This window comes from Acidovorax sp. A79 (genome assembly GCF_041154505.1).
GTDB lineage: Bacteria > Pseudomonadota > Gammaproteobacteria > Burkholderiales > Burkholderiaceae_C > Acidovorax.
Genome location: NZ_AP028672.1, coordinates 4,316,715 through 4,328,757 on the forward strand (window position 1 = coordinate 4,316,715; position 12,043 = coordinate 4,328,757).

The 12,043-nt window shown below is 55.4% G+C and carries 11 protein-coding genes; all 11 read left to right on the plus strand.

Annotated elements, in window-relative coordinates:
* The first annotated feature begins 88 nt into the window (after window positions 1-88).
* Window positions 89-1,168 carry a pilus assembly protein PilM gene (locus tag ACAM51_RS19780; protein ID WP_369641635.1) on the plus strand — a complete coding sequence of 360 codons (1,080 nt, stop codon included), beginning with the start codon at window positions 89-91 and terminating at the stop codon, window positions 1,166-1,168.
* A complete protein-coding gene (locus ACAM51_RS19785; protein ID WP_369641636.1) occupies window positions 1,165-1,773 on the plus strand; it encodes a PilN domain-containing protein in 609 nt (202 codons plus the stop codon). The genes ACAM51_RS19780 and ACAM51_RS19785 overlap by 4 nt, the downstream gene beginning before the upstream one ends.
* Before the next feature lie 2 nt (window positions 1,774-1,775).
* Window positions 1,776-2,453, plus strand: a complete 678-nt coding sequence (locus ACAM51_RS19790) for a type 4a pilus biogenesis protein PilO (RefSeq protein ID WP_369641637.1) — start codon at window positions 1,776-1,778, stop codon at window positions 2,451-2,453.
* Window positions 2,450-2,992 carry a pilus assembly protein PilP gene (locus ACAM51_RS19795; protein WP_369641638.1) on the plus strand — a complete coding sequence of 181 codons (543 nt, stop codon included), beginning with the start codon at window positions 2,450-2,452 and terminating at the stop codon, window positions 2,990-2,992. Before ACAM51_RS19790 ends, ACAM51_RS19795 begins: the two co-directional genes overlap by 4 nt.
* Complete coding sequence (gene pilQ / locus ACAM51_RS19800) at window positions 2,989-5,127, plus strand: type IV pilus secretin PilQ (RefSeq protein WP_369641639.1); 2,139 nt, start codon at window positions 2,989-2,991, stop codon at window positions 5,125-5,127. The genes ACAM51_RS19795 and pilQ overlap by 4 nt, the downstream gene beginning before the upstream one ends.
* 22 nt (window positions 5,128-5,149) lie before the next feature.
* Window positions 5,150-6,676: a putative Ig domain-containing protein gene (locus ACAM51_RS19805; RefSeq protein ID WP_369641640.1), complete on the plus strand. Its 1,527-nt coding sequence runs from the start codon at window positions 5,150-5,152 to the stop codon at window positions 6,674-6,676.
* A gap of 339 nt (window positions 6,677-7,015) precedes the next feature.
* Window positions 7,016-8,119: a 3-dehydroquinate synthase gene (gene aroB, locus ACAM51_RS19810; RefSeq protein WP_369643861.1), complete on the plus strand. Its 1,104-nt coding sequence runs from the start codon at window positions 7,016-7,018 to the stop codon at window positions 8,117-8,119.
* A 54-nt stretch (window positions 8,120-8,173) separates the two neighbouring features.
* A complete protein-coding gene (locus tag ACAM51_RS19815; protein WP_369641641.1) occupies window positions 8,174-9,379 on the plus strand; it encodes a deoxyguanosinetriphosphate triphosphohydrolase in 1,206 nt (401 codons plus the stop codon).
* Between the two features lie 116 nt (window positions 9,380-9,495).
* A complete protein-coding gene (locus ACAM51_RS19820) occupies window positions 9,496-10,122 on the plus strand; it encodes a DUF1415 domain-containing protein (protein ID WP_369641642.1) in 627 nt (208 codons plus the stop codon).
* 8 nt (window positions 10,123-10,130) lie between these two features.
* Window positions 10,131-11,099 carry an SAM-dependent methyltransferase gene (locus ACAM51_RS19825; RefSeq protein ID WP_369643862.1) on the plus strand — a complete coding sequence of 323 codons (969 nt, stop codon included), beginning with the start codon at window positions 10,131-10,133 and terminating at the stop codon, window positions 11,097-11,099.
* Window positions 11,100-11,186: 87 nt separating this feature from the next.
* The gene (locus ACAM51_RS19830) at window positions 11,187-11,885 is read left to right on the plus strand and encodes a transposase (RefSeq protein WP_369641643.1); all 699 of its coding nucleotides are present in this window, start codon (window positions 11,187-11,189) and stop codon (window positions 11,883-11,885) included.
* The last annotated feature ends 158 nt before the right edge of the window (window positions 11,886-12,043 follow it).

Genomic DNA, 12,043 nt, shown 5'->3' on the forward strand with positions numbered 1-12,043 from the left:
TCTTTGCTGGAGAACTATCTTACTGATAGCATTCATGTGAAGTGTTAAGTTTTGTTGCCTCATTTTGGCAAGTTACAGGGGACCAATCTTGAGCTCAATGGGGTCTTTGTTCAGTCGCCAGTCTGCGCCGCTGCTGGGAATCGACATCAGTTCTTCCAGCGTCAAACTGGTCGAGCTGGGGCGTGATAAGGCGGGCAGTCTGGTGCTGGAGCGCTGTGCGATCGAGCCGCTGGAGCGCGGGTGGATCACCGATGGCAACATCGAGAAGTTCGATGAGGTCGCTGATGCCCTGCGCCGACTGGTCAAGAAAAGCGGCACGCGCACGAAGAACGTCGCCTTGGCGCTGCCGCCGTCGGCTGTCATCACCAAGAAGATCACGCTGCCAGGCGGGATGACAGAGCAGGAACTCGAAGTTCAGGTCGAGTCCGAGGCCAATCAATACATTCCCTTCTCACTCGACGAAGTGAGTCTGGACTTCTGCGTCATCGGGCCCAGCAAGAACGCTCCTGGCGATGTGGACGTCCTCATTGCCGCGTCGCGCCGCGAGAAGGTACAGGACCGGCAAGGTCTGGCGGAGGCAGCCGGGCTCAAGCCGGTGGTGGTGGACATTGAATCCCATGCGTCCCGTCTGGCCGCAGGCCGCCTTATTGAAGCGTTGCCGAAGAAGGGGGTGGATGCCATGGTCGCGCTTTTTGAAGTGGGAGCCCTGACCACGAGCATGCAGGTCATTCGCAACGAGGAAGTACTTTACGACCGCGACCAGGCATTCGGTGGCGCGCAACTTACCCAACTGATTGTTCGCCAGTACGGGTTCTCCATCGAAGAGGCCGAAAGCAAGAAGCGAAATGGTGACCTTCCTGAAGATTATCAATCTGCCGTCCTTCGACCTTTTGTAGACAGCATGGCACAAGAAATTGGCCGGGCATTGCAGTTCTTCTTCACGAGTACACCCCACAACCGCGTTGATCACATCATGTTGGCCGGAGGATCTGCTCCATTGCCAGGCCTGACAGAAGCAGTGACCCAGCAGACCGGATTCGCGTGCAGCGCCGTCAATCCATTTGACGGCATGGAAATTGGAAGTTCCGTTCGTTTGAAAAAAATGGTGCGTGAAGCACCGTCGTATCTGACCTCATGCGGTCTGGCCATGCGGAGGTTCCTGCAGTGATATTGATCAACTTACTTCCTCACCGGGAAGCTGCGCGCAAACGTCGAAAAGAGGCCTTTCAGGCCACGATGTTTGCATCGTTTCTCATCGGCTTGGCTATTGCGGGTGCGATTTACTGGTGGTTTCAGATGATGATCACAGCTCAGCAGGAGCGAAATACATTCTTGCAGAGCGAAATTAAAATTCTTGAAGGGCAGATCAAGGAAATCGCGACGATTGAAGATGAGATTGCTGCTCTGCGGGCAAGACAAAAAGCTGTGGAAGATCTTCAATCTGACCGCAATCTGCCCGTTCATTTGCTCAATGAGCTTGTGCGCCAGATACCGGAGGGTGCGTATGTGACCAGCATCAAGCAAACTGAGCAGGTCATTGCCATGCAAGGTGTCGCTCAATCCAATGAGCGTGTTTCTGAAATGCTCCGAAACCTCACGGATAACACTCCTTGGTTGTCGAAGCCGGAATTGGTAGAGATTGTGGCAAGTAACGTTGCGCTTTCCTCCAAGGATCAGCGCCGGGTCTCATCCTTCAATCTGCGCTTCCGGCTGATGCGCACCGGGGAAGCACAAAAAGTAAAAGACGCTGCCAGCGCCGCGATTGGGAAATAAACATGGCAAAAAAATCAAAGGCAAATATTGATTTCGTTGCTCTGCAGGACGGTCTTTCTAGGCAATTTCGAAACCTGGACCCTAAAGATCCTTCGTTGTGGCCGGTAGTCCCTAAGGTGCTACTTTGCTTCTTTATTGCAGCGGCTGTAGCAACTATCTTATGGTTCGTAAAAATCAATGAGTATGAGGTGGAGCTCACTGCTGAAGTGGCGAAGGAGCAAGTTCTTCGTCAGGACTATCAATCTAAATTGATTAAGGCGGTGAGCTTGGAGGCGTTGAAGCGACAGAGAGAGCAGGTTCAGCAATACGTGATTCAGCTTGAAAAACAGTTGCCGAGTAAGGCTGAGATGGCGGCGCTCTTGTCCGATATCAATCAGGCGGGGCTCGGTCGGAGCTTGCAGTTCGACCTGTTTCGACCGGGGCAAGTGGTCGCAAGGGAGTATTACGCCGAGTTGCCAATCCAGGTGCGTGTCACGGGGAAGTACCATGATATGGGAGCGTTCGCATCAGATATCGCTCATCTTTCTCGAATTGTCACTCTGAATAATATATCAATAACTCCTGTTGCAAAGGATGGTAACGGAGTCCTGACAATGGAAGCGACGGCGCGTACTTTCAGGTATCTTGATCCAGAAGAAATTCAGGCTCAGAAGCAGGCGATAAAGGCTAATAAAAAATGACGTCTTATAAACTGACTGGGTTGGTTTTCGTCTCTTTATTATTGGGCGGCTGTGGAACATCGGGCGACGAAGAGTTGCGCCAATGGATGTCTGAATTGCGCGCGACAACCAAGCCTCGCGTTACTCCGTTGACCGAACCGAAGCAATTCATTCCTCAGGCCTATTCGATGGATTCGGGCGTGGAGCCTTTTAACGCGGTGAAATTGACGCAGGCGCTACGCCGAGAGTCTACGCAATCTACCTCAAACGCCGCTCTCATCGCGCCAGAGATGGCTAGACGAAAAGAGCCGCTCGAGGCTTATCCGTTGGATGTCATGGCCATGGTTGGTAGCCTGGATAAGAAAGGAATGCCTACCGCACTTTTAAAGGTTGACAAGTTACTTTATCAGGTGCGGGTCGGAAACTATGTCGGACAAAATTACGGGAAAATAACAAAAATAACCGAAAATTCAATTCAACTGCGAGAGATCGTGCAAGACGCTACAGGTGACTGGATTGAGCGCGCAGTTTCACTGGATCTGCAAGAGGGCAAAAAATGAAATACTCGAAAGCTTACATAGTAAAAATTTGTCGAATTGCGATTGGGTTCTCAATCGCTATTCTGGCTCCTCTTGAGGTTCTTGCAGATACTGTTATCCGTTCTGTGACGGGGAGCGTGCAGAACGGTGTGGATGTGATACGTATTGATTTTTTGGAGCCTCTTAAGGAAATCCCAACAGGCTTTTCAATTCAAACGCCGCCGCGCATTGCCTTGGATTTTCCTGGTGCATCGAATGCAATCGGAAAAAACAGTATCGAAGTCGGCCAGGGGAATGTAAAATCTGTAAATATAGTTCAAGCTGGTGATAGATCTCGGGTCGTTCTTAATTTGAAGCAATCGACATCCTATCAAGCTGAAATCCAAGGAAGCTCGTTGTTGATTTCTTTGGTAACAGCTGCTTCAACGTATTCTTCATCTCAGCCTGCTCAGGCGCTAACGTTTTCAGATTCTTCAAATAATGATGTTCAGGCATTAAAAGACGTGGATTTCAGGCGAGGAAGCGATGGTTCCGGACGGGTCATCGTGATGCTTCCATCCAGTCAGGTTGGGGTTGATATACGCCAACAGGGCAAGGGCTTAGTCGTAGATTTTCTGAAATCTTCGTTGCCCGAAGGTCTGCGCCGTCGATTAGATGTGGGGGATTTTGGTACACTTGTGCAGGCCATTACAACCGTACAGCAAGGTGAAAGAGTGCGGATGACGATCGATCCCGTCGGCGATTGGGAGCACAGTGCATATCAAAGTGATAGCCAGTTTGTAGTTGAAATTCGTCAAAAGAAAGTGGATTTGAACAAGCTCACCCAAGGCCCTGGATTTAGTGGGGAGAAGCTGTCTCTCAATTTTCAGAATATTGAAGTCCGCTCACTTTTGCAAGTAATAGCTGATTTTACAAATTTCAATATTGTAACCTCCGACACTGTTTCGGGTTCACTGACCCTTCGCTTGAAGGATGTGCCGTGGGACCAAGCACTGCAAATCATCATGGATGCCAAGGGTCTTGGCATGCGCAAGTCAGGAACGGTTTTGTGGATCGCCCCTAAGGACGAGATTGATGACCGTACAAAGAAGGACTATGAAGCTGCATTGGCAATTCAAAAGCTTGAGCCTCTGAGAACCCAAGCATATCAAATGAACTATGCCAAGGCTGTGGATATGGTGACCCAGCTCACAACCTCCAGTGGAGGGAGTGGTGGTACTTCAAATAGATTCCTGTCGGAGCGTGGTAGCGCCATCGCAGAACCTCGAACCAATCAGCTGTTTGTGACCGATACGCCCAGCAAACTAGAAGAGGTTCGTCAATTGCTCGCAACTCTGGATGTCGCCGTTCGGCAAGTGATGATTGAGGCTCGAATCGTTGAAGCCTCTGATACATTTGGGCGCTCGTTGGGAGTTCGGTTGGGGGCAACGGACCTGCGCGCAAACAGAGGTGGGACAGGTGGGTATAATATTGGCGGTGGTAATAGCGTAGCTTTCGGTACCAGTTATAGTAACGCGGTCGCTTCATCCGGAGCGGGTGGAACTGCAAATACGCTGGGTAATTTTGTCAATCTTCCCGCTCAAGCGCAGGGTGGTTTTGACCCCGCAAGTTTTGCCATTTCTATTTTTAACTCTGCTGCCAATAGATTCCTGAATCTGGAAATATCCGCCATGGAAGCAGATGGGAAGGGAAAGATCGTTTCTAGCCCCCGCGTTGTGACTGCTGACCAGACCAAGGCGTCGATAGAACAGGGCACGGAATTCCCTTATCCAGTGACTGCTCCTAATGGCGGAACCGTTATAGCCTTTAAGAAGGCTGTGTTGAAGTTGGAGGTTCTGCCTCAGATAACCCCTGAAGGAAATATTATTCTTGATCTGGATGTGAATAAAGACAGTCCGGGGGAGATTTTGCAAAATGTGCGAGCTATTAATACCAAGCATATTAAAACGCAGGTATTGGTTGAGAATGGTGGAACAGTTGTGATTGGCGGAATTTTTGAGCTTTTTGAAGATGATGCAGAAGCCAAAGTTCCGTTTCTGGGGGATATTCCAGGTGTTGGGAATTTGTTCAAAACAAAAACTAAGCAAGCGAATAAGCAAGAAATGCTTATATTTATTACGCCGAAGGTGATTACTGAACGTGCTGCGGTTCGTTGATGCAAATTTATAGGGAAAGAAAATGCAGAAAAGATTCAAAATTCTCCTGATCGCAACAACCATTGCGCTGTCAGCGTGTGGTGGAGGTGGTGGAAGCCCGGGGGAGACCCAAGAGCACTACAGCATTACTTTACGTGCGGACAAGGCGCAGTTGCCGATCAATATCGCCGACACGATGCCAGGCCTTGGTGCTTACCGACCCTACACGACGACTCTTTATGTTGAGGCTCGCAAGGGAAATTTGCCGATACCTGGTGGCGAAGATATTTTTGCGTGTAATGTAGCGGGAGGTTTGGACTCCGGTGCGTTGTATTATCTGGATGGCAAGGCGGAGCACGAGACAGAAGTTGATGATGGCAATGGTGGGAAAGTGAAAATTCCCAATGCCTATCGAAATATCACGCTAGGATCAAACGCCGGTGGCAATTCTTTTCATTTCCATGCAGGCGATCAAGCAGGAAATGCCCGTATCACATGTACGGTTCAAGATCCGCTGGATAAGCAGCAAAAGTCAGCCAGCGTGGAGATTTCCGTTGGAGGTGCAACGGGCAAGCCTGCCAGCGTCCGTCTGGCAGCCCAAGTCAATGATATTCTGGGAACCAAGTTCAATGCGAACGGTATTCTGAATCAAATGGCCATTCAGGCGTTTGTCATGGATGACGCGAACCAGCCAACTGGCAGCACGTCGGGTTCGAATGTGCAGGTTCGTATTCTCTCGGGAACCGACGCAGCCGTAGGCGCCCGTTTGGTTGCGGGGAGCCAGAGTGGCAGTGTGCTTCAGTTGCCTTCGATTGGCGGGGTTGCACTCTTTTCGCTGCTGAGTGGCACGGAAACCGGTACGATCTTCCTGGAGATGACGGCTGATCGAGCTGACAACAATGTCAGCAATGGCATCTCGGAGCCGATGGTTGGTATTCTCCCGATTCAAGTGATGGCGGCGCGCACAATTGCGCCTACGATCGATAACAAGGATTTGGGAACCATTACTAAGGGTGTTCCATTCACGGCGTACTTGGAGGCGAAGAACGGTTTGCCCCCCTTCACCTGGTCGGCTACCGGTCTGCCAACAGGGCTGACCGTTGATGCGAGTACGGGTATTTTGAGCGGCACGGTAAGCCAAGATGCGGCAGAGCGTGAGTATCGCGTTACGGTGACTGCCACTGATAAGAACAAGATATCTGCAACTGCCACGATTACATTCAAGGTGGTCGGCGGCCTGCCAGAAGACTTTGCCATCGGCGATTGCAATTCCACGGCGGTTTGCTCACTTGGAACTGCGCCTGTCGGTAAAAACTTCACTTATTCGTTCGTCTCGTCGACAACGGGTGTGACATGGTCCTTTGCGGGCTTGCCAGCGTGGTTGACTGCCGGAACATCGCCTACGGCGGGTGTTTTGAATGGCGTACCGAAAGTGACTAATTGTGGTAGCCAACGATTCTTGGTAACGGCGACGAAGGGGGTGACCTCTGTGACTCGCACTTTCAATGTTGACGTTGTGACGGGTTCAATACCTCCTGGTGGTGTGGCGGCAGATTACACGTGCCCTTGAGTAGTTGGCCCGCCACCTCCGATAGAGAAGGAGGGGGTGGGTAATTGGTTAGGATTTCTATGACTTCATCCCCGGCGTGTCCGGGGATTTTTTTGACTCGAGTTTTTGCCAGTGGTGACGCCGGTTTCTGGGCTTCTCCGCCGGATGAAGGTTTTGGCAGTCGAGATGAAGGTCTTGCGTGGCGTGGTTGGCGTACGCAAAGCCATTCGGGATGAATCTTTTTCGCTGCGAGGCGCTTGCCCGGAACCCTCTCGCTGTGATAGGGCCGCCGCCAGCATCTCCAGCATGCACAATAGCTTTGGCGACGAAGCATCGCGTCGTCGTAAAAATACCGTTTTTATGTCCCTTACTGCCCAAGAAGTCGCTATTGACTTAGGTGACCGCAGCTATCGCATTGCGATTGGCGGTGGTCTATTGAGTAGTGCCACCACTTATGATGGCCTGCCGCGCGCCGGTGCCGCATTGATTGTGAGCAATACAACGGTCGCCCCGCTCTATATGGCGGCACTGAGGGCAGCGCTGTCGGAGCGCTACCCGCAGGTTCATGAGGTACGGTTGCCGGATGGCGAAGCACACAAGGACTGGCAGACCGTGCAGAAGATTTTTGATGTGCTGCTGGAGCGCGGCTGCGACCGCAAGACGGTCCTGTTTGCGCTCGGTGGTGGTGTAGTGGGTGATATGACCGGCTTCGCCGCTGCGAGCTACATGCGTGGTGTGCCATTCGTGCAGGTCCCGACCACGTTACTGGCGCAGGTGGATTCATCCGTGGGGGGCAAAACGGCGATCAACCATCCGCAGGGCAAGAACATGATCGGCGCGTTTTATCAGCCTCAGCTGGTGGTGTGCGATCTGGATGTGCTCGACACGCTGCCTCCGCGCGAACTCAGCGCGGGTCTGGCGGAAGTAATCAAGTATGGACCGATCGCGGACATGGCTTTCATGGAATGGCTTGAAGCCCATATCGATGCCCTGCTGGCGCGCGACCGCGCTGCGCTGGTCCACGCCGTGCGTCGCAGTTGTGAGATAAAGGCATGGGTGGTGGGGCAGGACGAACGTGAATCGGGCTTGCGTGCCATTCTGAATTTTGGCCACACCTTTGGACATGCGATCGAAGCCGGAATGGGATATGGCGCTTGGTTGCATGGTGAAGGTGTGGGAGCCGGTATGGTGATGGCAGCTGAGCTGTCGCATCGCCTGGGTCTTGTGGATGCGGCCTTTGTGCAGCGACTCACGGTGCTGATCGCCCGCGCTGGGCTGCCCACCCAAGGACCAGTGCTTGATTCAAACGACAACGCGGGACGCTACCTGGAGCTGATGCGCGTGGACAAGAAATCGGAAGCAGGCGAAATTCGTTTTGTCGTCATCGATGGTCCCGGCCGAGCTGCCCTGCGTTCAGCGCCCGACCGTCTGGTGCGTGACGTGATCGATGCCTGTTGCAAGTGATACAAACGCGATGCAATTGCAATGCCGATTGCTGCTATTTTTTTGTAGCTAGAAATGCTCGATAAAGACGGAGCGCTGGCCCCCAATTGGGGGCGCAACTCGGATCTCCGCCCCTATGCCTGCGACCCCGCAGTGAGCCGTGGGCGGCGCTATCCTGAGGCAGCTGCGCCTACGCGGACGGAGTACCAGAGGGATCGGGATCGAATTGTTCACTCCACAGCGTTTCGGCGGCTGGTCTATAAGACGCAGGTTTTTCTTAACCACGAAGGCGACCTGTTCCGTACTCGCCTGACCCACTCGCTGGAAGTAGCCCAACTCGGGCGTTCCATAGCACGTTCACTGCGCATCAATGAGGATTTGGTAGAGGCCATCTCGTTGGCCCATGACCTGGGCCACACGCCCTTCGGGCATGCTGGCCAGGACGCGCTGCATGGCTGCATGGCCGAGCACGGGGGCTTCGAGCACAACCTGCAGAGCTTGCGCGTGGTGGACAAGCTGGAGGAGCGCTATCCACAGTATGACGGGCTGAATCTCACGTTCGAAACGCGGGAAGGGATTCTCAAGCATTGTTCCCGGCAGCACGCCCGGCAGCTGGAAGACGAAGAGCCCGATGGCGTCGGTGCGAGGTTCTTGCGCCACGAACAGCCGAGCCTGGAGGCACAGCTGTGCAATCTGGCAGACGAGATCGCCTACAACGCGCACGATATCGACGACGGTGTGCGCTCGGGGCTGATCACGCTGGACCAGTTGCAGGATGTGCCATTGTTCGACGAGTACCGGGCTGCTGCCGAGTCGGAGCATCCGGACCTCGCCCAGCTGCCACGCCAGCGGCGCCTGCTGTACGAGGCCATACGGCGCATGCTCAGCGCGCAGGTCTATGACGTGATCGACACCACGCGGACGGCGCTCGCACGGCATGGCCCGGCCAGCGTCGATGGAGTTCGCCAAGTCCCCGCGCTGGTGATGTTCAGTGATGGCATGCGGGAGCGCTCCCAGGTTCTCAAGCGGTTTCTTTTCAAGAATCTGTACCGACATCCGCGTGTGATGGAGACCACGGGCCGCGCGCAGGAAGTGGTTCGCGACCTGTTCGCGGCTTACACGGTGTCGCCGCAAGAGATGAAGGCAGCTTTCGCGGAGCAGGCCTCGGCAGACCAGGGCCCGTTGAGGGCACGGGCGGTGGCGGATTTCATTGCGGGCATGACCGACCGATTTGCGGCGCGCGAACATGAGCGCCTTACTGGGCGGCGACTTCTCGACTGAGGGCTGCGCGCGGCTGTGCGCATGTGGGGCGTGTCGTTGCAGGCGGAGGCTGTCGCCGGAGGCAATAGCGCCCGGTAAAATCCGCAGGCACTTCATTGCGCTTCGCGCGCCTCCCCATGACTTCATTCCCTTCCACGGCTACGGTGGGCTCCGAGGAGCCTGCCGCATTGTTCATTCGCGACACGGTCCAGTGGCTCGAGCGGGCGGTGATCGGCCTCAACCTGTGCCCCTTTGCAAAGGGCGTTCACGTGAAGGGGCAGATTCACTACGCGGTAGCGCTGACTGGGGATCTGGCAACGATTCTGGAGGTACTGCGCAGTGAACTTGCCGCCCTGGCGGCTATTCCTTCCGAGGTGCGAGACACCACGCTGCTGATCCTTCCCCATTGCCTCCATGATTTCCTGGATTTCAACGACTTCCTGGAAGAGGCGGAGGCCGTGCTGGAAGAAGTGGGCATGGAAGGCACGCTGCAGATCGCCAGCTTTCACCCGCAGTTCCAGTTTGCGGGTACGCGGGAGGACGATGTGACCAACTGCACCAACCGCTCACCCTATCCCACGTTGCACCTGCTGCGCGAAGAGAGCATCGACCGCGCTGTCGAGGTGTTCCCCGAGGCGGAAACGATCTTCGAGCGGAACATCGAGGTTTTGCAAGAACTAGGCATGTTGGGTTGGGCCGCTCTGAGCGTAGGGCCTGGGGCCTCCCTGCCGGCACCGCCAGCGGTAAAAGATACGGAGCGATGACCATGGCAATGACGAAAGCCGCGAAAGAGAAAGCTGCCCGCACCCATTCCCAGGCGCCGGGCTCCTCGGGTAGTGGTGCTGGCGCTAAGGCCAAGGCTGCCCCGACCGGGGAACTGTCCGAGCTGCGGCCAGGCCAATCCGTGGAATTGCTCAAGGAACTGCACATCCTCACGCGCGATGGGCGCCTCAATCAAGACTCGCGGCGCAAGCTCAAGCAGGTGTACCACCTGTTCAACTTCATCGAACCACTGCTCGCAGAGCTGTCCACCACCAGCCAGGGGCTCACGCTCGCAGACCATGGCGCGGGCAAGTCGTACCTGGGCTTCATCCTGTATGACCTGTATTTCAAGGCGCTCGGGCGTGGCCATATCTACGGCGTGGAGACGCGCGCCGAGCTCGTGGAAAAGTCGCGTGTGCTGGCGCACAAGCTGGGCTTTCAGCGCATGTCGTTCCTGAATGTGTCCGTGGCGGAATCCACTGGCGCAGATGAATTGCCAGCCCACATCGACGTGGTCACCGCCCTGCATGCCTGTGACACGGCCACCGACGATGCCATCGCCTTCGGCCTGCAGAAAAACGCCCGGGCCATGGTGCTGGTGCCTTGCTGCCAGGCCGAAATGGCCGCCTGCCTGCGCCAGGGCAAGGCCCTGCAGCTGGCGCGCACGCCACTGGCCGAGCTGTGGCGCCATCCGCTGCACACCCGCGAGCTGGGAAGCCAGGTCACCAATGTGCTGCGCTGCCTGTACCTGGAGGCCAGTGGCTACCAGGTCACGGTGACGGAGTTGGTGGGCTGGGAGCACAGCATGAAGAACGAGCTCATCATTGCCCGGTACACAGGCCAGAAAAAGCGCAGCGCCTCGGATCGGCTGCGCGCCATTCTGGAAGAGTTCGGGCTCGACAGGACGCTGGGGGCGCGTTTTGGATTGAAGCCGCAGGCTGGCGATACGCCAGTGGCTGCGGACGCAGTGCCACACTAGCCTCCCACTGCACGCAGGGCTCCGCCTGGACGGGATAATCGGGGACGGATTTATGATCGCCCCCCATCCTTGCTCCCATCGACATCCATGGCCCGCCTGCCACGCCTGACCTTGCCCGGTCATCTGCACCACCTCATCCAGCGTGGAAACAACCGCCAAAGCATCTTCATCGACCACGAAGACTTCGAGAGCATGCTATTGCTGCTGGCGGACAACGCTCAGAAATACGGGGTGGCTGTGCATGCCTATGTGCTGATGGACAACCACTTCCATCTGCTGGCAACTCCCACCACCGTCGATGGCTTGCCGCAGATGATGCAGGCGGTGGGGCGGCGCTATGTGCAGTATTTCAACCGTCGCCATGCCCGCACCGGTACGTTGTGGGAGGGGCGCTACCGCTCCACGGTGCTGCAGCCCGAGCGGTACCTGCTTCCGTGCATGGTCTACCTAGATCTGAACCCCGTGCGCATGGGGCAGGTGGTGCAGGCCTGCGACTACGCGTGGTCCAGCCACGCCCATTGGCTGGGCCTGCGCCACGACCGCCTGCTCACGCCCCATGCCCTGTACTGGGCGCTGGGCAACACGCCGTTTGCGCGCGAGGCGGCGTACGCCGCACTGGTTCAGGCGGGCATCGGATCGCAAGAGCAGGCCGCGCTGACGTCATCCGTGGTCAGCGGCTGGGCGCTGGGCGACCCCGGCTTTGTGCAAGAGTTGCAAAAAAACACGCCGCGTCGGGTGACCCGGGGGCAGGCGGGACGGCCGGCACTTCACAATAAATCTGAATGATTCGTGGCCATGCAGAAGACCGCATAGGGTTTATTGCTATCAAAAATGATATGTCCCCAATAAAAACGATGAGCTGATTTTCGGTTATTTATTAAGAATCTGACCCTAATTAATGTGCTTGCCAAAAGATGTTGCAATGCACTAATCTTCCACTCCCT

Coding starts and splice junctions, on each gene's coding strand:
- ACAM51_RS19820 (WP_369641642.1), top strand. CDS start 9,496: ATGACTTCATTCCCTTCCACGGCTACGGTGGGCTCCGAGGAGCCTGCC.
- pilQ (WP_369641639.1), top strand. CDS start 2,989: ATGAAATACTCGAAAGCTTACATAGTAAAAATTTGTCGAATTGCGATT.
- ACAM51_RS19805 (WP_369641640.1), top strand. CDS start 5,150: ATGCAGAAAAGATTCAAAATTCTCCTGATCGCAACAACCATTGCGCTG.
- aroB (WP_369643861.1), top strand. CDS start 7,016: ATGTCCCTTACTGCCCAAGAAGTCGCTATTGACTTAGGTGACCGCAGC.
- ACAM51_RS19790 (WP_369641637.1), top strand. CDS start 1,776: ATGGCAAAAAAATCAAAGGCAAATATTGATTTCGTTGCTCTGCAGGAC.
- ACAM51_RS19825 (WP_369643862.1), top strand. CDS start 10,131: ATGACGAAAGCCGCGAAAGAGAAAGCTGCCCGCACCCATTCCCAGGCG.
- ACAM51_RS19830 (WP_369641643.1), top strand. CDS start 11,187: ATGGCCCGCCTGCCACGCCTGACCTTGCCCGGTCATCTGCACCACCTC.
- ACAM51_RS19815 (WP_369641641.1), top strand. CDS start 8,174: ATGCTCGATAAAGACGGAGCGCTGGCCCCCAATTGGGGGCGCAACTCG.
- ACAM51_RS19795 (WP_369641638.1), top strand. CDS start 2,450: ATGACGTCTTATAAACTGACTGGGTTGGTTTTCGTCTCTTTATTATTG.